The organism is Reichenbachiella agariperforans (assembly GCF_900142205.1).
GTDB classification, from domain to species: domain Bacteria; phylum Bacteroidota; class Bacteroidia; order Cytophagales; family Cyclobacteriaceae; genus Reichenbachiella; species Reichenbachiella agariperforans.
This window is the reverse complement of record NZ_FRAA01000007.1, coordinates 79,872-103,523: the sequence shown is the minus strand read 5'-3', so window position 1 is coordinate 103,523 and position 23,652 is coordinate 79,872. Positions and strand designations below refer to the sequence as shown.

The following is a 23,652-nucleotide window of genomic DNA, read 5'->3' as shown; positions in this document are numbered from 1 at the left end:
TAGAAATTACCATCCTGGGTTTTGAGTAAAGTTTTCTACCAATCTCATTTCGCCAGAAGGAAAAGGATACCAATAGTGCTTTTCTTCAAACACACGTGCACCTTCTATTTCTTTTTTATCATAGATAAGTGTGCTACCTGATTTGAGAATTTCAGCTCCGTAGATTTCATCTAACTCTTCGTGAGCAATTCTCCATCTTCTCAGATCATGCCATCTGTGCATCTCCTGATAGAGCTCTACAAAACGTTCGTTTCGAATTCTCTCTCTCAATGCTGTTTTCGATCCAGTATACATAGGATCTACATCAGGCATTCCAACTCTATTTCGCACTACATTGAGTGCTTCTACTGCAGTCATGGTTTTTCCTCCAGCAGATACTGCTGTGGTAGGACCGACTGCCTCGTTAGCAGCTTCTGCAAAATCAAGGTAAACCTGCGCATATCGAATCAAAGGAAAGATCCTTTTCACACCCGCTACAACATCAATGTTATTTGCACCATCCCAGCGATGCTTTCTGTGCAAATACCCAGTCCACAACCCTACAGATTTGGCCTGTAGTTCATGATAGCCTCCATTCCAAGCTTCCAAAGTTGCTGGTTTGCTCGATGGTGCAGAGATGTACATATTGTCTCCATTTTTGTAGACGAACATGTCCAAACGAGGATCTCTACTCACAAAAGGATCTTGCGCATCAAAAGCAGGATCATCTTTGATATCCAAACCATTAGCAGTTTCAAATCTATCTACAGCGTTTTGGGTAGGACCACTCCATACAGTCCATCCACCGTCCCAGTGTGGCATATACCATCCAAGACCTGCATTAAAACCAGGAGAGTTGGCATTGGACTGTGGGGGTGCCCACAGTGCCTCATAGGAAACTCCTGAAGCTATTCCATTCCAGTTTTCCTTATACTCGGCTAGTGTTAGCATTCTATAATAGTTAGAATTTTCAGCAGCGGCCAGTGCTTCTAAGGCTGCCTCAGCTGCTTCCTGAGCACGAGATTGAACGTAGGCATTTGCTCCTCCATCGATCATGCTCATATTTGGACTAGCTGCATACAGCAATGCCATGCTTTTGATCGCCTTGGCTGTAGCTACAGTAGCACGCCCTTCATAGTTAACAGGCCACTTTTTCGGCAAAAGATCTGCCGCCTTGTCCAAATCAGACACTAACCAATCCGTACAATCCTGATATGATCTACGAGTAGAATCAACTATGTCTGAACTCGTAAACGACTTGTTCAAATAGAATATCCCCCCATAGCGCTGAATAACCTGAAAGTAGTTCCATGCGCGAATCAAACGAGCCTCTCCTTCAAGATGCCTCTTCATCTCCTCTGGAGTAAAATCAGCTAGTTCTGGAAAATTCTCTAGTTTATCCAAGTTTTCCAAAGCCAAGTTGACCATTCTAATACCGACGATAGCTTCTCCTGCAGGTTGCTTTCTAGATCTACGCTCTGGATTACCTTCACTCCAGTTGTAATCAAAACCAAACTCGTGAAACCCTTCATCTAACCATAGTCCCTGATTAAACACATTGGCTATTGGTTTGTTATTCACGTTAAGGTGTTGTGCTTCATCACTTAAGGTTCCGATTTCTGAATCCCAATCCTGTGGATCGTATGCATAGTTATGCAACGTCCAATAGGCATGCGCGATGACTCCTTGGAATGACTCGTAGTTCGTATAAACCTCATCATCATCAAGTCCCAAATCTGGACTCACATCCAAATAATCTTCACAGGCAGATATGGTGAATATTGTCACCAAAATCGCCACGTATATATAGATATTTTTTAGTTTCATAATTCTCGCTTTTTAGAATGTCATCCTAAACCCTACATTGTACCTTCTCGAAATAGGATATACCTCTAGGCTTTGTGCTTCTGGATCGAATTCACTCGGTAGACTACTCCACGTCCAAAGGTTGTTTCCATTCACATAGATTTCGAAATTATTGATCATGTTCACGTTTTGCATCGGCAGTTTGTAGGACACTTCTGCCATTTGCAGTTTCAGATAGTCAGCCTTTCTGATCGTATGCGTACTGGTCTGTCTGTTATGTGTACTGGACAGATGCAGAGCTGGGTGAGACGCATCCAGATTATCTTCAGTCCAATAGTCGCGTTGCTCATTATTGTTCAGCTGAAAACCAAGAATACTCCTAGTTTCATATTCCCATAGGTAACTAGGTGACATATACTTAGCCATATTAAACACCCCAGTAAACCTGGCCATAAGACTCAACCCTTTGTAAGAAACACCTCCAGAAAAAGCATACGCATTGGCGGCATAACTAGGCTGCTTAATCACCACCTGATCTAGATCATTGATGATTCCATCAGCATTATAATCCACATACTGAAAATCACCTGGAATCAGGTCTTCTGTACCCCATGAAGACTCCGTCGTATTGTACACCTCGTCCCAGCTATCCAGATAACTATCAACCATCAGTCCTCTCCATGATCCAATTGGCTTTCCAGCCTCTTTTTGATACTCTGGAGCAAAACGTTGATCATCTTTGAATATGACTCTGTTTTCAGCCAAACTTAGGTTCGCTTTGACGAAATATGAGAAATCAGCAGAAACTGCCTCTTTCCATTGGAGGTCAAACTCTATACCGTGAGACTCTGTGCTTCCTATGTTCGCTTGTACTGCTCCAGGAAACCCAGTAAACACACTTACAGACTTTCTGTTAAGGAAGATATTCTCTCTTTTTTCATCATATAACTCTACATCCAAGGTCAAACGACTATCCAAAAACCCGAATTCAAAACCAAGGTTCTGTTTAGTACTCTCTTCCCACGTAGCACCAGGATTGGCAACTTTCCCTTCCTTATAGGTCGCTATCGATTCTTTATTTTGTCCAAAGTAAGGAACTTGATCAGCTGTATTGTTGATAGAATATGTCGAAACATAAGCAAATCTGGCGGCAGATTTTTCTGACCCCACTACCCCATAAGAATATCTAATCTTCAAGTGATCTAACCAACGCTTAGCTCCTCGCATAAAGCTCTCGTTAGACACCATCCAACCAATAGCGCCAGAAGGGAAAAAACCAAAACGATTGCCTGGAGCAAATTTTTCAGAACCATTATAGGCACCATTCATCTCAAAGAAATAGCGTTCGTCATAGTTATAAGTCACACGCCCAATCCAGCTTTCGAGTACACTTTTGAATTCGACTTTATTCTGGCTTTCTTGACGATAAAAAAGTCCTAATGCTGAAACGGAATGAGCGCCGAAGGTATTGGCATAGTCTATTCCACCTTCATAATAAAGGCTCCTGTTATAACTGTCCAAAGTTTCGTCACCCAAAACTGGTGGTTTTTGTACATCTTGGGTATTACTTCCATACTGTATAAGTTCTATCTCAGTCTGATCTGACCCCTGCACAGGCACTTCCTCTGCATAATATTGAATGATCTCATGCTTGGTTTCCTGTCGATACTGAAAGTAAGAGTTATATGCTACTTTGCCTCGTAGTTTCAATCCCTCTACCAAAGAACTCAAATCCTGCTCAATCCCAAAATCAGTCCAAAGCTTATTAGATTTTCGCTGTACAGAGCCATTGTGTTGCATCCTGACTAGGTAGTTGGGATTTTCAGCAACACCTTGCTCGATACCAAACTCTCCTGTAGAAAACACTGGCGGAGCACTTACCATCGGCCAATTATAGAACTGCTGAAGATAAAGGTTTCGACCAGAACCTGATCCCTGAGAAAAACCTGTTCCTCCACCTGCAGCTGTCACAAAATTACCGTTCCAATTGGTGATTTCACCAGCTAGTTTCATTTTGACAGTTGTACTTTTTGTAAGATTGATATCGACATTGGCTCTATAGTTATATCGCTTTTGCCAGGTGCGAGGGTCGTAATCCGATTGTTTTTCTAGATCGAAAATATCCCCATCATTGTTGTGTCCAAACGAAGTAAAGTACTTGACAAATTCATTCCCTCCCGAAATATTGAGGTTGTAACTCTGATTATACCCTGTCTGAAGCAACTCGCTCACCCAGTCAGTATATGAATATAAGTCTGGGTTTCTATTGGGGTCTTCCCATGCGGCAATTGTCTCCTCAGGTATCAGAGAGCTATATTGCCTATCATTCATGGCTGCAATATTCAAATGCCTCAAATTGGTAGGCATATCTGCCATGAAATCTGTATCGATTGTAGGCTGCTTCATACCAAAGTTTGCACTGAAATTCACATTGACTTTACCAGAAGTACCCGTTTTGGTAGTCACGATAATTGCACCATTACCTGCACGAGCACCAAACACCGCCGTAGCGGAGGCATCTTTCAAGACTGTAATAGATGCGATTTCATTAGGATCGATATTGTTCATATCACGCTCTACCCCATCTACCAATACTAATGGAGAGTTATTGTTCCATGAAGACTTACCTCTAATGAGAATCTCAGCCTGTGATGCTCCAGGTATACCCGCATTTTGCTGGGTAGTCACACCAGGCATCAACCCAGCCAATGCCTCACTCACAGTCGTCACACCACCAGATTTCACTACATCTTCTCCAGTAGTGGTTACGATTGAGCCTACTACACTTTCTTTCTTTTGTTCGGCAAAGCCCACCACGACCACTTCATCGAGTGATTCTATATCCAGCTTCATCCCCACATCTATAGTAGATCTAGAAGAAACCGTTACCTCCTGAGGTTCATATCCAATAAAAGAAAAAGAAAGAATAGCACCGCTCGGCGCATTGACTGCAAAATTTCCATCCAGATCAGTAATCGTACCTGTGGATGACTCCTTTATTACAACGTTGACGCCCGGTAATGGCTCTCCGTTTTCATCTGTTACCTTTCCCGATACCTTTTGGCCGCCTTGTGCAAAGGCATCCTGAACAAAGGCCGAAAAGAACAGCAACAATATCATACAACAAGCTACCCGTCCTGGGAAGCCGAGAAGTAGTATAGTCTTTTCACGCATTTAGTTATGTTTAAAATTTAACTTTCATTCATGGCTGATGAGCAGTTACTCCGTTCGCTTTTTGGTTAAAAAAGAGAATCGTTGATTATATCTTCAAACGAACAGAAAACGAAACTATCAACTTTAACAAATTTAAGCAGGAGCCTAGCGCAATAAACGAAAGCATGGTATGGGAAAAGGGGGTGATTTTAGATTTCAAGGGGGGAATGTACGGAATTAAGGGGGGTAAGATTCTCCCAACCTATCTATAAGCAACAAAAAAGGCCTTCGAGAGATCGAAGGCCTTTTTTGTATTTTCATGATAAGAACTTAATTTTTGACTACTCCTACGTTATCAAACCTCCATTTGGAAGCTCCACCATATACCTTGAAGGCAATGTTATATTTGCCAGGAGCAAGGGTCTTAGTCACATTGGCTCTATACCATTGGTCTTTCATGTTAGCTGGTGCCTGCCATGATTTATAGACTTCTGTATTACCGTCATGATTAGCTACCAAGTTTACTTCCACTACCATATTCCCCGCAGTTTCTGGTATGGTCTCTGCGTACAAATCAACAGAGAACGTGTGGTCTCCCTCGGCCGTGACTTCAAACTGTTGAGAGAAGAACTGAACCGTTCCTCCACCACCATCGTGGTAGTATATAATAGCTCCAGACCCACCTTCACCCAAATCTGGTGAATAACTGAGTCTTGACATGTGATTATAAGAGGCTCCATTAGAACCAGCCACCCATTCTGAGATATCATTACTTTCCAAGTCAAAATTACCACAGGCCAATAGATTAGGAGACGCTGTACATAATTCATCCTCTGCTCGTACATATACCAACACAGTATCTAGCTGGCCAAAATTCTCTGGTCTAGACGCTTTATAGGTTTTCAATACCGCACTGAATCGACCTGAACCATTGTAGCGTATCGTTGGATTCTTCTCAGTAGAAGTAGCGGGTACCCCTCCTTCAAATGTCCACTCGTACGTATCAGGAGACCCGAGTGACTTACTCGTAAATGAAATGGATTCACCTGGCAAAATCAGCTCTTTATCCACTTCAAAATCCGCAATTACTGGAATAATTGGGTTGACATGAATCAACTCACTCATAACCACAGTCTCAACGGATCCGTCAGGGTTATTCCTTGTCGTTTTCAGTGTGACATCATAATCACCTAATACCGAATACATTGCCACTGGATTTTGCTCATTAGAAGTAGAAGGAGTTGCTCCCTCAAAAGTCCATTCCCATTGATCAGGTTCTCCGATACTCTCGTCTACGAACTGAACCTCATCTCCAGTAGAGATATGAAATCCTGAATCTGATTCTAAAAGATCTACTCCTACTACAGGCTGAAGATCGTCCAAAACTTTGATCGGGAACTCAACAAGCTCTGACAGTCCAGACTCATACTGAATAGACAAACTGGCCTTGAACTCACCAGCTGTCTCATACATCACCTCTATGTCTGGATCAGAAGATAACTCAGGTATCCCTCCTTCAAAATTCCACACTCGCTTTGTTACGGATTTGGATTCATCTACAAACTGAGTACTCTCTCCATTTACGAGCAAAGTTTGGCTAACTGAGGCACTTGCCTCCCCCTTCTCGGGAGGTGCATTATTTGCAGTTTCTTCTTCGCAACCAAAGAGAAAAACACTAGTAGCTAAGGTTGCTACTCCTATATATTGATTTATTGATTTCTTTTTCATAAGAATCTATTATTCCGTCATCATTAGTTTTTCACCACATTCAGATTATCAAAATGCCATTTGGAATGACCTCCATACAATCGATACCCCACCACATATGTACCCGCAGGCAATGTCTTAGTAACAGACTTGGTCGCCCACTGATCCTTCATATCAGCTGGAGCTTGCCAGCCACGGTACAAGTTGGAATCGTTGGTTCCTTTGGGTATGATAGCTATTTCCACCACCATGTTTCCTGAGGTAGTACCAAGTGTCTCCGCATATATATCTGAGGTAAATGTATAATCTGCCTCTGTGTCTACTGTAAATTCACTTCCTGTAAAGATAACCAGACCATTTCCTTCGATCATCTCATACGAAATGCTACCTGCTCCACTACTCACTACAGCGGATGAAACACCTAAATGATCCATCTGCGTAAAAGAAATCGCATCTGTAGCAAACGAGCTTCCAGTAGCCGCTCTCCAGCCTGACAAGTCATCTGATTCACCTGCATAGTTTCCACACGCGATCAAATTGGCTGGTGAGTCATCACAAACAGTACCATCAGAAGCTACCACCACATAATTGGCTAGCATTTTAGAATTGCTACCTTGTGAATTTGTAGCAGTCAGCTTTACATCAAATGTCCCTCCTGAACTGTAGGTAACTGTTGGATTCATGTCAGTGGAAGTCGCTGGTGTTCCACCTTCAAATTCCCAAAAATAACTCGTAGGATCATTGGTCGTAGCATCTGTAAATGTCACAGTACCTCCTGCGTCAAAAACCAACGTTTTGTTATAATCTGACGTAAAATTAGCGACAGGCGGTTGTGGATCAGTGATCGTCACATGGTCTGACTTCAGTACTACAGTTTCTCTAGAAGGTTCAGATCTAGTCACAGTCAATTTCACATCATATACTCCCACAGTACTGTATGTCACAGTAGGATTACGTTCAGTCGACGTAGATGGGGTACCTCCCTCAAATTCCCAGAACCATTCTTGTGCATTGTCCGAAGATTCTTCGGTAAAGGTAATTTCACCTCCATAAGGGACAGACGTAGCATTGGCTACAAAATCAGCAGTAATATCTGGTGCTAACCCTACAGTAATATCACTCACTAACGTTTCGTCCCTGTCGGGTTCTGTCCTTGTCGTTCTAAGCTTCACCTCAAACGTTCCTGAGGTCTGATACAGCACCGTTGGATTAGCCTCTGTAGAAGTAGCCGGTTCGCCACCTTCAAACTCCCAAAAATACGTCTCTGCGCCACCTTCTGTAAGGTCAGTAAACTGGACAGATTCATACTCAACGGGGTTTTCATTGTCGACCTCATATTCAGGGTCAAGGGATGGGGCAGAAACTACCTGCACATAATCACTGACCAAAGTAGTGTCGGTATTTGCTATCTCTCCACTTTGTTTCACGATTAATTTCACATCGTACATACCTACATTTTTGTAGCGCACGTTAGGTAGCCTTTCCGTAGAGGTCGCTGGTTCGCCACCTTCGAACTCCCACAGCCACTCATCGGCCTTACCTATGGTGGTATCACTAAACTGAATGTAGCTATACTCTATGACCGAACTCTGGTCTGCTGAAAAGCCAGCCGTTAAACCATCTACAACCCTTATGGTTACTTCTTCCAGTTCAGTCTCACCGTTCGTGTAAGTCACTCTAAGCGCAGCTTTAAACAAGCCCGCTGAGTCGTATTGTACGGTCACCTCTGGCTCAGAAGACGTTTCCGGTATTCCTCCAGCAAATAGCCACTCTCGTTGAGAAACCTTGGTAGAAGAGTCTGTATACATAACCGTCCCTCCACTCATAATTCCTTTGTGTGAGGCCTTAATAGTAATGACACCACTTTCTTCGCCTACACCATCTTCTTCCTCATCACAAGATGAAGAAAAGACAAACAGACCTGCAGCCAGGCACCAACAGCCCAGTGAGATCCACTTCTTTCGAACATTATTCAACATACAAATAAGTTTAAATAATGATTCACTTTTTTAACCATCACCAATCTAAAAGAGACCCTATATACTCATGATAGGTATTTTCTCTTTTTTCCCCTCCATACAGAATACCCCATCCAATTTGCATGAATTTGCCCCCTAACCCAATAAAACTCCTTCCCTGCTAAATCCTTATTATTGCATAACACAAAAGTATAACGTGCATTAATTCTGTAGATTCAATAATCTAATGGACTGGTTATATTTAGCGGCAGTAAATTGATAAGGCAAGGCGAAAAATTATGAAGAAGAGATTTACTATTCAATCCACTATTACAGTATTGTTCATTTTTATTGGGGTTAGCTCATCTCTATCCCAATCTTTATACAACGATTTCATACACTATAGTACGAGGAATGGTCTTAGTCAAAACGACGTTCGGTCTATCTATCAGGATAGCTATGGATACATATGGATTGGCACGCACGATGGGCTCAATAGATTCGATGGGTATGATTTTAAGACCTTTAACACCGACATCTACGGGGGAAATTCTATCTCTAGTAACCTCATCAGTGATATTACGGAAGATAGCAGAGGCAATATTTGGCTCGGAACAGATGACAATGGAATCTCTATGTACAATAGAGAAAAAGGTCTATTTCACATAATAAATAATGATGATAACATTCGCGAAAAACGTCTTTCTAGCAACAGAATTGGCAAAATACTCATTGATCAAAATGGTACAATCTGGGCGGGATCTGACGAAGGGCTCAATAAAATAACTTATGACTATGATCAGGATACTTACCTCGTTTCTAATTTCTATCATGAAGAAGCACAACCAGAATCCATTTCACAGAATTTTATCACTAGTCTATTTGAAGACCGACTAGGTAACATATGGATAGGAACTAAGCAAGGACTGAATAGGTATGTCTCTAACAAACAGGGACAGGATTTATTTTTTAAACACCTCAGTGATCACGGGATTACCGATGTTCAAGAAACAGAAAAAGGCCTCTTAGTATGTGCAGGGCAGTTGTACTTTATGAGTTATGAGAGCTTTTACAATGGCGCCCCAGAGTTTAAGCGAATCTCCAATGACTACATGTCACGCGTAGAATCCGATAATCAAGGTAATATATGGGCTTTGTTAAAACAAGGAATGAAGGTGTATCAATTCGATGGAGATTCTGCGCTTAATCCCATGAAACAATTCAGGCACTACTGGGCCAACAACAAGTCCATTAGTAGCGATTACACCACCGAAATCATGAAAGACAATACAGGTATCATCTGGATAGGTACTAATGGATCTGGATTGAATAAATACAATCCCAAAAGAAAAAATTTCAAACACTTTTCTACCAACGAAAATCTGGGTAGCCTGTCCCACAACAAAATACGATCGATCTACGAAGACAATAACGACAACCTCTGGATAGGGACTGAAGGAGGTGGTATCAACTTCCTAAACTCAACCACACCTAAGCAATACGCTGACGGATTTGTGAACTACAAAAACAACAACATGAATAACGTCCCTACCTCTATCTATGCCATCGGTGGTATATCGAATTCGAATCAAGACTTTATCTTGGCTGGAGGCGGATTTCCTAAGAATTTAAATTCATTTATAGTCAATGGAAAAAGCCTCCCTGTTTCAGTCGACAATGTCTCTGGTATCATTGGTTCAGGCTTCTATATATTCACTGATAAAGATCAACAGGTTTGGGTAGCTTCATACAATGGCGGACTGTATCGTTTTTTACTAAACGAACGAGGAAACTTGATTGAAGACACTGTTTTCAAACATGATCCACATGTTAAAGGCAGTTTATCCTCTAACATAGTAAGAAGTATCAATCAAGACTTAAAAGGAAACCTTTGGATCGGTACTGACAAGGGACTAAATAAACTAACCTATGATCAAGTCCAGTCTAAGTCTGCTCAGTTCATCGTCTATAAACATGATCAAAATGATCCCTACTCACTTAGTTTCAACTATGTACTCCCGATCATGGTCACGGAAGACAATCAAGTTTGGGTAGGTACACTAGGTGGTGGACTAAACAAGGTAATACAAGGAGACAAGCCAGACAATGACCAATTCCTATCATACACCACTAAAGACGGACTACCTAACAACGTCATAAAAGCCCTACTAGAAGGAGATGATGGTTCTATCTGGCTTTCTTCTAACAAAGGAATCACTCACTTCTCTCCTGATAAACTAGAGTTCAAGAACTATAGCATCAATGACGGGCTTCAAGATTTAGAGTTTAGTGAACTGGCCGCCTACAAACGAAAAGATGGGGAAATGATCTTCGGTGGAGTCAATGGTTTCAATGCCTTTTATCCTCAGAACATCACGCGAGACAGCACCCAAATAACCGTAAGGTTAGACAACCTACAAATCCTCAACAAGGAAGTAGCTATTGGCGACAGTGTAAACCAACGAGTGTTGTTAAAAAAGAACATTAACGATCTAGAAAAACTATATCTTAAACATAACGAAAATAGCTTTTCGGTCAGTTTTGCGGCATTACACTATGCTGCACCAGATCAAAATGCCTATGCATACAAGCTGGAAGGCTTTGACAACAATTGGATAAAAACGACTGCCTCTAACAGAGTAGCTAAGTACACCAACTTATCTCCAGGAGACTATACCCTACTGGTCAAGGGTAGCAACAATGACGGCTTTTGGAGTAGCGAACCTATCAAACTACCCTTAACTATCCTACGACCATTTTGGAAAACACCATGGGCCATCGCAACCTATGTACTGCTAGTTTTGGCAGGTCTATGGTTCTTTAGAAAATTCACCCTGATTAGTATTACTAGCAAAAATGAGTTAGTGCTAGAACACATGGAACGTGAAAAACATGAAGAAGTCAACCAAATGAAACTAAAGTTCTTCACTAATATTTCTCATGAATTCAGGACCCCGTTGACATTAATCATTGGTTTCATTGAACGACTCAAAAATCACTCTGGTAGCCTCAGCGAGGAAGAAAGGCAAAAATACTATCAGAATGTAGGTAGAAACTCAAAGGTCTTGCTCAATCTCATCAACCAACTGCTCGGGTTTAGAAAGCTCGAACAGGGTAAAATGAAACTAAAAGCTTCCTATAACGACCTGACCAACTATGTCCAGCTCCTTGGTGAGAATTTTTACGAACTGGCCAACCAAAAAAACATCACTTTCAATGTAAACTACGACCATGTCATTGAAACATGGTTCGATCATGAAATCTTAGAACGTGTCATATTCAATCTACTATCCAACGCCTTCAAGTATACTCCAGCCGGAGGGAAAATAGATGTTCATCTAGTGTTAAATGGTGAATACGTAGACATCATCGTCGAAGACAATGGCGAAGGAATACCCGAGTCTATGCACGATCAGGTATTCGAGCGTTTTGCGCCCAACATGTCCAAACGAAAAACTGGCTCAGGCATAGGTCTTTCCTTTGTGCAAAGCCTAATCCATCTACATCATGGCGAAATCACTTTCGATAGACAGAGGGATACAGGTACTTTGTTTTGTGTATCTCTACCTATGGACAAGGAAGTATATACCAAAGATGAACTTGTAGACGGAGGAAATACAAGTATGGAAATACACACTGAGACCGATTGGCTCATCCCTACCAGTAATCCACGTCAAATACCTGCAACTAGCGAACCCAAAGACAAGACACTGCTTCTGATAGAGGACAACAAAGACATTCTTTACTTCCTAGAAGAAAATTTCAAGCATGAGTTTAACATATTGATGGCTGAAGAAGGGGAAAAAGCATATGACCTATGTATAAATAATAATATTGATCTGGTGATCAGTGACATCATGATGGATGGTCTCAATGGTTTAGATTTTTGTATAAAACTCAAACAAGACGAACGAGTCAACCATATTCCAGTAATTCTACTCACCGCTAAGGGAGATTCTGAAGACAAAATCAAAGGCTATGAGGTAGGTGCAGACGCATATATCGCTAAACCATTCAATCTCAAGGAATTGGAAACAAGAATACATGCTATTTTAGATTCTAGACAAGCCGTCATCGGGAAATTCAAATCCAACAAAAGCATTTCTCCATCAGAAGTTGGCATGACGAGTATTGATGAGAAATTCCTCAATAGAGTCATGGTCTATATCGAAGAGAATCTTTCGTCCTCTGAGTTTACAGTGGAAATGCTCGCTAGAGAATGTGGATTATCACAACTCCATCTCAACAAAAAATTAAAGGCTCTAGTAGGTGACACAGCTAATTCCTTCATCAGGAACATCAGAATACAAAGGGCTGCACAATTGCTAAAAAGGAACATGTACTCTATAAGCGAGATCATGTATGAGGTAGGGTTCAATGATGCCAAATATTTTAGAGATTGCTTCAAAAAAGAGTACCAAATGACTCCTAGCGAATATCAAAAACAACATACCGAAGAAGGCAATGAAGAAAAAGCTCCCAGTTGATACTGGAAGCTTTTCTTTTACAATTCATTAAGCTCCAAATCTAGTTTGACGGATGACCCATCCTTAAATTTAATAAAGTAGTAAGATTCTGTAGCGTTCCAAACTTGATTGACCGGACCAAAATTATCTAGTCCGCCATGGTCATTGACATACATCATCAATTCAAGAGGCAGTTTGAAGTAGTCATGCAAAAAAGCTTTAGTTTCTACCCATTCTCCCTGTTTAGAATATAGTATTTGACCATTTTGAAACTCGACATAGTCCGTTTTAAAAATGACCGTATACTGCTGGTTAAAATCCTGATAACCTCCAATAATATAGGCATTTTCGAGTCTCTCCTCTATATCCTTCTTGACCTCAGAGGTCAATACTAACCCGCCTCTGAGTGGCCCTACCTCCATCTTTTCAAATCCTGTATCCATCAACATAGTTTCGCCACTTTTAAGCACCATTTTATAGTATGGGGCATTCTCTGAAGTGTATATGAGCTGTCCAAATGCCAAAACCGCACCTTCCCTCTTATCTATGGCAGCTTGAATCGATACAGGTATTCGATGACTAATATCGAATTTATCTTCCATCCAAACTCCCTCCTTAGTATAGGCAGAAATATGATACACAGGTTCATCAAATTCATAAATCGAATTAGCCTTAACCCAGTACACCCCCCAATCTTGATACTCGATTTGATGTATAACCTGTGTATTTAGCCGTTTTTTCAAATCAGCCTCAATCATCGATACTACTTGAGGATCTTCCTGTGCCTGAGCGACATTTGGCAAAACAGCTGTTATTCCACAGATCATTACCATCGCAATTAGTTTTTTCATCATCATGTTTGTTTTAATTGTTACTCATTATACCGTTTGACATAAAGTAGATTAAGACAGGCAATTAGATAGCTATAAGGCCAAGGCTATAACTTTATGAACTCAAAAAACCAATAACTCTACGCTCTTAGGATTTCACGAATCGCTTAGCTTTATAGCCAGAAACATAGAGTACATATACCCCGCGAGGTAAAAATGAAATATCCATTGGGTCATTGATAGAGACGACTCCTTCTCTGACAATGCTACCCTGCATAGACACTAATTTCACCTCCAGTAATTCAGACGATTTGACCCACATCCGATCTTGTCCTGGATTTGGGTATATTTCCATATTTAGCTTGGGACCTTCTACTGCTAGGGTCACCTCATCCAAATCAACTATCTGCTCATCGACAAGACTATTCTCAATATCGTATAGCCTAAAACGCAACCGCTTAGCATGACTATTTTGCTCAGATGCTCCAATCAAAGCCAAATCGAAACGATCCTGTCCAAAGCCAAAATACAAATCCTGTTTAACACTAGATAATACCACATCATCTACCCCTAACAAGTCTACCTGCATATTTCCGTTGCTATTAAGTTTATAATTGAGTCGAACAGATATATCATCTCCTTCGTCAAAATCATAATCCAGTGCCATCAGTGATAAATCTTCTTCATAGACAGGAGTCATCATTTCCACATTAGCCCCTTGGGTATTAGCTACCAACTCGTAGGACCGTATCCAGTCGTAGTACGTGACATTCTTGCTGTTGTCAGCCAATTCCTCATCTGTGGGCACTCCTACCCAATCATAAGTTTCGGTCACCATATTGATCTGCATAGGTCGATCAAAAGGATTATCGGTCACGTCATTCCTAAATTTGACATTCCGTCCTGGCTGATCATCAAAATAGAAAGTCACTTCTTTGGCATCATGCCAGTGTGCTGCGTAGACATGAAAATCCTCCGTTACGTCCGTCTCTACCTCCTCTTCTGACCCTAGACTATAAGTCTCTTTCTCTCCTTCACAGTCGGTATACCAATAGTGCGTGTTCGAATGCATTCCTTTATGAAAACTATTCGTGGCACTACTAGCTCTACCTACACATTCTTGAATATCCAGTTCTTCAGAATAACTATCACCACACCCCTTTGGACCTTCACTCCCTCTATTCGACATCCAAAAAGTAGAAGACATCAGCGTCTTATTAGCTTTCATCCTGCACTCATAGTAACCATAGTGTGCCTCCAGTGTGCGAGATACGACTGCTCCACCAGCGATACTAAAAGTGGTATAAGTATCATTCCACGAATTGTATACCACAGAATCCTTTTCCAACTTCTGATTTTTTATTTGCAACATGCCCTCTGCTACACTGACCATATCAGTATGAAACATGGCAGGAGGACGGCCTTTCCAATAGGGATGATAGTTGTACCATTTATCCAGATTCAGCTCACTCCCATCAAACTCATCAGAAAACTGCTCTTGGAGTACCCATCGATAGCCATTGGCTGGCTCTGGTGGTTGTGCAGCTAGAGCATAGGACTGCAACACAACCATTAGCAACATTAGTCTTTTCATATCATTCGTGGGTTTAATTATTTCGACAGATCATAGCTTACCTTCTTCAATACATCACCAGATACTGAGGATACCAGTTCCAGTTCCAACTGGTATGTTTTGGATGGTGTAGGGGTAAAATCAAGCTCCAAATCTGCCTGCCCATGACCATAGCCTGCGTACACTTGCCACTCCATGCTTTGTATAGTTTGGGCTTTTTTGTTTACTCGCTCTACGACCTTACACACTACTTTTGTATTTTCATCACTAGCAAAAACATACTCTAGCGAAATGTTCTTCGACTCAAAAACAGTCTTCGGCATCTCCTTGAGATAAATTTTATTCTCGAATAGATCCAAATCAATTGCTTCAGAAGCTGCATCCTTTTGATCGACTGGCACCAACTTGTAAGCCCTTATCCAATCATAGTAAGAAGTGTTGATGGATTTGTCTTTTAGCTCCTTGACAGACGGTGCGGGTTGCCAATCATAGGTCTCCGTGACCATATTGACATGCATAGGCCGGTCGAATGGCTGCTCAGAGATATCTTTCCTGATTTTGATAGACTGAAAAAATGCATTATCCGCATAGAAATAGACCTCCTCAGCATCTCTCCACCAGGCTGCATAAGTATGAAACTCCTCCGACACCTCAGAGTCTAAGGTTGTTCCAGCTCCTTTGGAAATAAAATTTTCACGTCCTCCTTCGCACTTCACATAGCGATAGTGCGTATTAGAATTCATTCCCTTTCCCATTTTAGGGAAAGCCGGGTTGCCTCCCACGCATTCTTGAATATCCAACTCCTGACTATAACTATCACGTGGACAATCCGTGTCCTCGAAAGGCACCTTATCATTGGACAGCCAAAAGGTCGTGGACATCCCGATCTTTGATGCCTTGAACCGACATTCGTAGTAGCCAAAATGTGCCTCTGACGATTTTGATACCACAGCTCCGCCATACATCGTATAATCTTTCACTGGCTTTTTATACACACCACTTTCTATCTGAAGGTAACCACCCGAAAGTCTCAAGGCTCGTGGATCGAACCGTGCTGGAGTTCGTCCCTGCCAACCAGGATAGTAGTCGAACCATTTGTCGCTGTTTAATTCATCACCATTAAATTCATCTGAGAACTCAGGCTGCAACACCCACCTAAACCCCAATGGAGGCAAAGGGGGAACTGCGTGACAAATACCCACTAGTACCATCAAACAACACAATACAATCGTTTTTTTCATAATATTCATTTATTTCACTTTAAAGAGTAGTATCTGATCTATCGGGTGAAAGCGTGACCTACCGCATACTTCCACAGTATAAGTCCCCGCCCTATCAAACTGCGCATATAGCTGCATACCATTGACACCATGGTGTTCACCAAAACTGGCCCATGACCATGACTTAGTATCCTGAATCCATATCTTGGTAAAATCTCCTGTCAAATCTGTTTGCAAGCCATTTTTAGTACCGATGAAAACATTTGCATTCACACGCATCCAGCTGTCATTCATTTCATCGAATCTGACTGCTCCTTTACCATTTCTTGATTTCCATTTAACTTGATAGAGCCCTGGCGTATTAATTTGAATCGTATAGCGCAATGTATTTTTGTTCAGCGCTTTGGCATAGCTGTTTTCACCAGCAAACTCCAGATGCCCAGTACCCGCTGCGGGTTCATCAAATGACTGTTCTACAGTCCAGTCCCCCACCAACTCCGCTTCTTCCGCTTCTATCAGTAGAACGCCTCCACGTTCGACAAACAGCTTTGGCAGCTGCTGAGAAGGCGAAAAGGTTAACTTCAACCATCTGGCACGACTCCATTCTTTGCCATCTGCCGAATGTGTCATCCCCTTCACAGATACCACATCAGCCTCTTTCAATCGCACAGATCGGAAAACAGCATTGTAGGATTCACCTACCTCCCAGGACTCATTACTCAGTGGGAGCTGTACTTCACCTCCTATGGGCTGATCGTTGATGAACAGGAAAAAACTACTGCGACCGTCATTTTCTCCTACCCCATGAAATCTGATATCGTAGTATCCCTCCGACTGATCAAACACACGACTGGCAGTCGCACTGACAGGCTTGCCATTTTTTTCATCTGGGCGGATGGCAAGCAGTTCGACCCCAGTGTATTGATCTGTGTAAAAACCATCACTTTCAAAATCACTGGACGACCATTCTATTAGGCTCGACTCCTGAGCTATTGTCATGGGCAGATTTACTAGCCATGCGAAGCTTATTGCCAAGAGCCCCCTTATTGCTGTTCTAATTATCATTTAGTTTTTCTATTCGTACTAAACCAAATCTATAGCAATCGACCTCTACGGTCAGGGGTCATATTGATAGGGAATAAAGGGGGAAACCATTGGCTACATGAAATAACAAAATACCCCTGCAATACAGTACTTCTCTAGCCCTGCCATCTGACATAATGCAAGCCAAAGGGGTGGTTTACCCACTAATTAGATGGTAGAAAGATAATAGCACATAATACTGCAAATGCAGATTGACATTTGTCTTTATCATTGCTATATTAATGACAAAGACAAGCATACAGACCAAAGACAAAACGGAGCAGGGACAATTCTTGAAGATCGCGCCGTTTCGCAAACACATCCGTAAGACCGATGTGCACAGACACAAAAACTATTTCGAGATCATCTTCCTCTCCCAAGGGTCTGGCAGTCACAGCATAGATCACCACAGCTATCCTATACTGGGGCCTACTTTGTTTTTCATGCGTAGGGATCAAATTCACCACTGGGACATCCAATCAGAACCCGAAGGCTATGTGATCATCATCAAAAATGATTTTGTAGAAGAATCCGAAGATCTAGCGCTTCGCAAGCAGCTCTTGGCACTATCACAGGTCAGTTGCTTGCCAGTGGATGACGAGTCTATTGAACTACACTTTCGGTTGCTTCATCTAGAATTCGAAAGAACAGAAAAGTCCCAAAAGGCCATAATCATCCATCTGCTCAAAGCCTTGCTGGCTAAAGCCATTGATATCTCAGACCGTACCGATTCCCATACAACGCATAACTCTGACCTGTTCCAGTCCTTTATCAACCTACTCGAGACAGCGCGCCCCCTCATCAATCAGGTTGCTCACTATGCAGACCTGCTCCATACCAGTCCTCAAAACCTCAATCAAACCTGTAGAAAGGCCGCAGAACAATCCGCCTCCGAACTCATCTCCAGTTATATCATAGGAGAAGCCAAACGCCTGCTAGACTACACTTCCATGTCTGCAGCGCAGGTTGCGTATGAGTTAGGTTTCAAAGACCCCTCCCACTTCTCTAAATACTTTAAACGACAATACCAGCTAACTCCACAGGAATACAGAAGAAGAAAAAAAGCATAATACCATAGTTTTTTTTTCAAATAGACCATAGCTCGGTCATTCCTCCCACCTACTTTTGAAGCGAAATCATAATCAACAACAACAATTAAAAGTATACCAATGAAAAGGCTCTCCATTCTGTCCTTGTTATGCACACTGACAAGTGTTACACTAGCTCAATCCACCATTAGCGGCAAACTGGTAGACAGTGCCGAAAAATCCCCCATAGAATTTGCGAGTGTAGCGCTATATCAGCAGAGTGACAGCAGTCTAGTCACCGGAACAGTATCGAACACAGATGGTTCCTTTACCCTATCCAAAATCAAAACAGGCCAATACTATCTCAACATACAGTTCATGGGTTTTCAGGGTAGGTTCGTCTCCGATCTTTCACTTTCCAGAAAAGAAGATATGGAATTGGGTGTCATCGAATTGACTCCCGACGACCAATTACTGCAGGAACTGGTGGTTTCAGGACAAAAAGTGACCACTATGCATAAGATAGATCGACAAGTCTATGAAGCTGACCAATTCCAGAGCAGCCAAGGCGGCACTGCCACCGATGTACTGCGCAATATGCCCTCCGTCAGCCTCAATGCCGAAGGAGATATTTCTGTACGTGGCAGCACGGGCTTCGTCGTACTGCTCAATGGACAACCCGTACAGTCCGATCCCAAAATGCTGTTGAGCCAGCTGCCAGCCAACTCCATCCAAAACGTGGAAGTAATCACAGCCCCCTCTGCCAAGTACGATTCGGAAGGGAAATCTGGGATCATCAATATCGTAACCACTCAAAATGCGACAGACGGTCTCTTTGCGCAAATCAATACCAAAATAGGTCTCCCCAGCATCGAATCCTACGACAACAAAGAAGCCGCTCAGCGCTATGGAGCAGACTTTACGCTCAACTATCGCAAGAACAAATGGGACTTTGCGCTAGGAGCTGCCTATCTGCGAAACGACAAATCAGGTCGCAGAGAAGGAGATGTCTGGACAGAAATCGGTGACAAACGCACGGAATTCCCGTCTGATGGCGAAAGGAGCTTCGATGAAAAAAACTACTCTGGACGTCTAGCCATTGGCTTTCGTCCCGATGAAAACAATGACTTCAATGTTAGTTTTTATGGAGGAAAACGATCCAAAGACCGTACTGCCGACATCTACTACGACAACAAGACCTATCACCTGCCAGATGGCACCCAAACAGGTGCATTCGACTACTACAACGAAAATTTGAGAATTCGAACCAGTGACTTTGCCTTGGGGAGCTTTGACTATAGCCACCGCTTCGCCAACTCCTCCCAAATCAGTGTTTCGGCATTGTATGAATATACACTGCTAGGTGGGCCCACAACCAACCGCAACCTGGACAGCAACTGGCCAGAAAACCAGACGATCTACGATGATGAATACAACACCAACGACAACCCACTCTACGGTACCCGTTTCAATCTGGACTATGAATTTGCACCTTCGAAATGGGGACAATGGACTATTGGCTACCAGTTTAGAAATCTCGATCATCAGGGTGACTTCTACTATGAAGCTTACAACTTTGATAGCGACCAATGGGAGATGATACCTGAATACTCCAGCAATCTGAACCTGAAACGTAGCATTCACTCCGGCTATGTCAACCTCAGTGGCGAAAAAGGGAAATGGAATTATGGCATTGGCGTAAGGTCGGAGCTAATGGACAGGCAGCTCGATTACCAAGGCCGTGAAGCAGGCGCACAAAAGGAAGTGCTGAACTACGACTATTTCCGTCTCTTCCCTTCGGCCAGTCTACAATATGCTATGAGTGAGGATTTAAAACTAAAAGCTGCCTACAGCAAACGAGTGGAGCGCACGACGACCTTCAAAATGAACCCTTTCAAAGAGAAGGAACACTCCGAAACATTGGAGCAAGGAGACGCCAATCTCTTGCCCGAGTTTATCGATTTGGTAGAGTTAGGAGTGATCAAAGAATTCAATGACCACTCTGTTTTTGCTACGGCTTATTTTCGCCATACGCAAAATGTAATCAACCGAGTAAACACCGTAGATAGCGACACAGTGCTCAACCGTATCTACACCAACATAGGGACAGGACAAGCCATTGGGCTCGAAATAGGCAGTGACCTACAGCTAAACAAGTGGTGGAAACTCTACGCAGGAGGTAATATCTACAACTACCATATTGACGGTACTTTCAACAACGCAAATATCAATACGAGCGCCTGGCAGTACAACCTGAATGTGAACACAACATTTCAGCTCACCTCCACACTGGATCTGCAGTGGTCGCTCAACTATCTGTCGGAACGGGTGACAGCCCAAGGCAAAGACTCGCGCTACTATTCACCTAACCTGACACTGCGCAAAACCTTCCTAGACGACAGACTGACCACTACCCTACAGTGGATCAACATGGACATGGGGCTACTCGACACCAACGAGCAGCGCATCACCACATCCGGTAACTATATCGACCCGGCTGATAGTATCCAAAAGACCTTCTACACCACCACCAACTATGTCTATGAAGTAGACATGATCATGATCAATATCAGTTTCAAATTCAACAAACTGAAAAACAAAGCGAAATTTGCCGAAAGTGAATTTGGAGACAAAGAGTTTTAGATACGATCGTTTTATCTCCTAAAGAAAAAAATCAATATTGTTAGATCCCTAACCAGAGGAACAAAAATGCATAACTTTATTGGCACCTACCGAGGTTACGGTTTTACGTTGATAAACGTCCTCTCATGACAATGAATAACCAAGAGAAGGATGTTATATCCTATCCCGAAACGCATACACAGCTTGTTTATTTGTGGGGATAGAGGTCTGGAATCCCAAAGATTCAGGATAGCCAGCTAGTAACCATTAAAGGTTAATGAAAGTGATATTTATCAATGCAATTATATTTAGAATGAGGCAGAGGTTAATAATACAGAAGCATATGCTTAACGTCCTTTTTCTTTTGGTTAAAATTGATAGGAGCGAAAAAAATCAGTATAATCGAACATGGATAATGAAAAAATAATAGGTGACCTGCTACATGCTCATGGGCTTAAAAAAACGCCCATCCGTATGGAAATGCTTGACCTTTTTATGAACCATGACTTTGCGCTTTCGGCAAGTGATATTGTAGCTAAAATGAAAGCAAGACATGACCGGGTAACGGTATATCGAGCGCTGGCTTCTTTCGAAGAACATGGTATCTTACACAAAGCTTCTGAAGATGGACAAGGGGCAAAATATGCTCTTTGTGGTCATGATTGTCCTGATGAGACCCATGCTGATCAGCATGCCCACTTTGTTTGTGATGAATGTCATCATACCTATTGTCTGGAAGATGTAGAAGTTCCAGAGATAAAGATCTCTAGCGAGTTCTCAGTTAATCGAGTTAATTATACCCTCAGTGGTATCTGTAAGGAATGTAAAGTCTGATAAAGACCACCGGCCAACAATACTATTTGATTTCATAGGCACACTTTCATGTTGTGATGTAGCTTTGAAATGTCCGAATCTCATCTTTTAGTATAATCCAGAGCATTATTGCATAAATGACATTTTCGATGGCTAATGCATAATAAATTCCGTCTAGGGAGATAAAATTAGGCAAAATAAAAATCAAAGGAACGAATAAAAGTACCTGCCGTACAAGTGGGAGCAATGTGGCCTTTTTACCTTTTCCTATTGCCTGAAAAAAAATGATTGTACTCGTGGATATGGGTAAAAATGGCAGAGCGAGTAAAACCAGCCTTAGGTAATTCAGTTCATTATTGCTAATTGATTCATTAGGAATCATAAACCCCAGAAACTCTCTTGGGAATGTTACTACTGGTAGTAAAAGTAGACACATCAGAAGAATGCCGCCCCATCTGAACGTATTGATAGTATGAATGCACCTTTGCCAGTTGGCAGCTCCAAAATTCACCCCTATTACAGGCTGTAGAGATTGCAATAAGCCCATTCCTGGAATGGAAACGAAAGAGAATAGTCGAAAAACGGCACTAAACACAGCCAAATCATGGGCATTGCCGTACCATGTGACGGATCTAAAAACAATAAACTGACGAACCACATTGGACAATTGCATGACCAGTGTCGATGAGCCTACATTGATCACATCTGCGATAATGTCTTTTTCAATCCTAATGCAGAACTTCCCAGTATCGAAGGTAGCTTTCCCCTGGGTGAAATAGAAGGAAGTGAGTACGCTATACACCATCATACTGACAATACTGCTCAACGCTGCCCCCCTTACTCCCAAACCAACTGATTCTATAAATACCGGGGTTAGAATAATATTAAGAACCACAGCAATAACAGTATAAGTCATGGCCTGTCTGATTTTACCTTCTGAACGGATCAATCCATTGGCCGAAAGCCCGTAAATACTGAAAAATATCCCCAACACATAAACCTGCAGATAATCCACACCTGCCTGATACACCGCTCCTTCGACTCCCATCAACAAGACAGCTTCTTCTCCAAAAAACAACCCTGCCAACATAAGTATTACCGAAGAAAACAATGCAAGGACGATCATATTAGGTATAACCATTCGTTGAACCTGTTGGTTACCAGCGCCAATCGCCCTGCTCAACACAGATGATGAACCTGCTGCAATAAATCCGGTTACACTTGTAACCACTAGTGTCAGTGGAAACAGTAGAGATACTCCAGCAAAAGCGTCTGCACTTACCAAATGACTTAAGTACACAGAATCCACCAAGGAATTGATAGACAACACCATCATACCCAAAATACCTGGCAATGAAAGCCTATGCATTAGTTTCCAGGGGCTATCCTTCAGCAAATCAGGCTCTCTTAACAT

General features: G+C 42.2%; 13 protein-coding genes. 4 read left to right on the top strand and 9 right to left on the bottom strand.

The window, feature by feature from the left end; all coding sequences use genetic code 11:
• Positions 1-6: 6 nt before the first annotated feature.
• The 4 genes from BUB99_RS16240 to BUB99_RS16225 form a co-directional block, all read right to left on the bottom strand.
• Positions 7-1,806: a RagB/SusD family nutrient uptake outer membrane protein gene (locus tag BUB99_RS16240; protein WP_073124236.1), complete on the bottom strand. Its 1,800-nt coding sequence runs from the start codon at positions 1,804-1,806 to the stop codon at positions 7-9.
• Between the two features lie 12 nt (positions 1,807-1,818).
• Positions 1,819-4,959 (bottom strand): SusC/RagA family TonB-linked outer membrane protein, encoded by a 3,141-nt coding sequence (locus BUB99_RS16235; protein WP_073124235.1) that lies wholly within the window; start codon positions 4,957-4,959, stop codon positions 1,819-1,821.
• A 309-nt stretch (positions 4,960-5,268) separates the two neighbouring features.
• Complete coding sequence (locus BUB99_RS16230; RefSeq protein ID WP_073124233.1) at positions 5,269-6,666, bottom strand: PKD domain-containing protein; 1,398 nt, start codon at positions 6,664-6,666, stop codon at positions 5,269-5,271.
• A gap of 23 nt (positions 6,667-6,689) precedes the next feature.
• The gene (locus tag BUB99_RS16225; RefSeq protein ID WP_073124231.1) at positions 6,690-8,624 is read right to left on the bottom strand and encodes a PKD domain-containing protein; all 1,935 of its coding nucleotides are present in this window, start codon (positions 8,622-8,624) and stop codon (positions 6,690-6,692) included.
• Between the two features lie 278 nt (positions 8,625-8,902).
• Here BUB99_RS16225 and BUB99_RS16220 point away from each other — a divergent pair, with 278 nt between their 5' ends.
• Complete coding sequence (locus BUB99_RS16220; RefSeq protein ID WP_073124229.1) at positions 8,903-13,090, top strand: hybrid sensor histidine kinase/response regulator transcription factor; 4,188 nt, start codon at positions 8,903-8,905, stop codon at positions 13,088-13,090.
• A 17-nt stretch (positions 13,091-13,107) separates the two neighbouring features.
• Here the strand turns inward: BUB99_RS16220 and BUB99_RS16215 are convergent, their stop codons facing one another.
• The 4 genes from BUB99_RS16215 to BUB99_RS16200 all read right to left on the bottom strand — a co-directional run bounded on the left by BUB99_RS16215 (position 13,108) and on the right by BUB99_RS16200 (position 17,691).
• A complete protein-coding gene (locus BUB99_RS16215; RefSeq protein WP_139281057.1) occupies positions 13,108-13,920 on the bottom strand; it encodes a hypothetical protein in 813 nt (270 codons plus the stop codon).
• A gap of 127 nt (positions 13,921-14,047) precedes the next feature.
• Entirely contained in the window at positions 14,048-15,493 is a 1,446-nt protein-coding gene (locus BUB99_RS16210; RefSeq protein ID WP_084190602.1) for a family 16 glycosylhydrolase, read from the bottom strand.
• Positions 15,494-15,510: 17 nt separating this feature from the next.
• Positions 15,511-16,713, bottom strand: a complete 1,203-nt coding sequence (locus BUB99_RS16205; protein ID WP_170863824.1) for a family 16 glycosylhydrolase — start codon at positions 16,711-16,713, stop codon at positions 15,511-15,513.
• A 9-nt stretch (positions 16,714-16,722) separates the two neighbouring features.
• Positions 16,723-17,691, bottom strand: a complete 969-nt coding sequence (locus tag BUB99_RS16200; RefSeq protein ID WP_073124221.1) for a hypothetical protein — start codon at positions 17,689-17,691, stop codon at positions 16,723-16,725.
• A gap of 326 nt (positions 17,692-18,017) precedes the next feature.
• On the opposite strand from BUB99_RS16200, the gene BUB99_RS16195 reads away from it, so the two are divergent.
• From BUB99_RS16195 to BUB99_RS16185, 3 genes are all read left to right on the top strand, one after another.
• Positions 18,018-18,845, top strand: coding sequence for an AraC family transcriptional regulator (locus tag BUB99_RS16195; protein ID WP_073124219.1), 828 nt, complete (start codon positions 18,018-18,020; stop codon positions 18,843-18,845).
• Between the two features lie 99 nt (positions 18,846-18,944).
• Positions 18,945-21,446: a TonB-dependent receptor domain-containing protein gene (locus tag BUB99_RS16190; RefSeq protein WP_073124217.1), complete on the top strand. Its 2,502-nt coding sequence runs from the start codon at positions 18,945-18,947 to the stop codon at positions 21,444-21,446.
• A 387-nt stretch (positions 21,447-21,833) separates the two neighbouring features.
• Positions 21,834-22,259, top strand: a complete 426-nt coding sequence (locus BUB99_RS16185) for a Fur family transcriptional regulator (protein ID WP_073124215.1) — start codon at positions 21,834-21,836, stop codon at positions 22,257-22,259.
• 46 nt (positions 22,260-22,305) lie between these two features.
• On the opposite strand, the gene BUB99_RS16180 is transcribed toward BUB99_RS16185, so the two are convergent.
• Entirely contained in the window at positions 22,306-23,652 is a 1,347-nt protein-coding gene (locus BUB99_RS16180) for an MATE family efflux transporter (protein WP_073124213.1), read from the bottom strand.

What these genes read in the sequence shown, in the direction of transcription:
- BUB99_RS16240 (WP_073124236.1), bottom strand. Translation starts at nt 1,806, where the DNA reads ATGAAACTAAAAAATATCTATATATACGTGGCGATTTTGGTGACAATA.
- BUB99_RS16235 (WP_073124235.1), bottom strand. Translation starts at nt 4,959, where the DNA reads ATGCGTGAAAAGACTATACTACTTCTCGGCTTCCCAGGACGGGTAGCT.
- BUB99_RS16230 (WP_073124233.1), bottom strand. Translation starts at nt 6,666, where the DNA reads ATGAAAAAGAAATCAATAAATCAATATATAGGAGTAGCAACCTTAGCT.
- BUB99_RS16225 (WP_073124231.1), bottom strand. Translation starts at nt 8,624, where the DNA reads ATGTTGAATAATGTTCGAAAGAAGTGGATCTCACTGGGCTGTTGGTGC.
- BUB99_RS16220 (WP_073124229.1), top strand. Translation starts at nt 8,903, where the DNA reads ATGAAGAAGAGATTTACTATTCAATCCACTATTACAGTATTGTTCATT.
- BUB99_RS16215 (WP_139281057.1), bottom strand. Translation starts at nt 13,920, where the DNA reads ATGAAAAAACTAATTGCGATGGTAATGATCTGTGGAATAACAGCTGTT.
- BUB99_RS16210 (WP_084190602.1), bottom strand. Translation starts at nt 15,493, where the DNA reads ATGAAAAGACTAATGTTGCTAATGGTTGTGTTGCAGTCCTATGCTCTA.
- BUB99_RS16205 (WP_170863824.1), bottom strand. Translation starts at nt 16,713, where the DNA reads ATGAAAAAAACGATTGTATTGTGTTGTTTGATGGTACTAGTGGGTATT.
- BUB99_RS16200 (WP_073124221.1), bottom strand. Translation starts at nt 17,691, where the DNA reads ATGACAATAGCTCAGGAGTCGAGCCTAATAGAATGGTCGTCCAGTGAT.
- BUB99_RS16195 (WP_073124219.1), top strand. Translation starts at nt 18,018, where the DNA reads ATGACAAAGACAAGCATACAGACCAAAGACAAAACGGAGCAGGGACAA.
- BUB99_RS16190 (WP_073124217.1), top strand. Translation starts at nt 18,945, where the DNA reads ATGAAAAGGCTCTCCATTCTGTCCTTGTTATGCACACTGACAAGTGTT.
- BUB99_RS16185 (WP_073124215.1), top strand. Translation starts at nt 21,834, where the DNA reads ATGGATAATGAAAAAATAATAGGTGACCTGCTACATGCTCATGGGCTT.
- BUB99_RS16180 (WP_073124213.1), bottom strand. Translation starts at nt 23,652, where the DNA reads ATGTTAAGAGAGCCTGATTTGCTGAAGGATAGCCCCTGGAAACTAATG.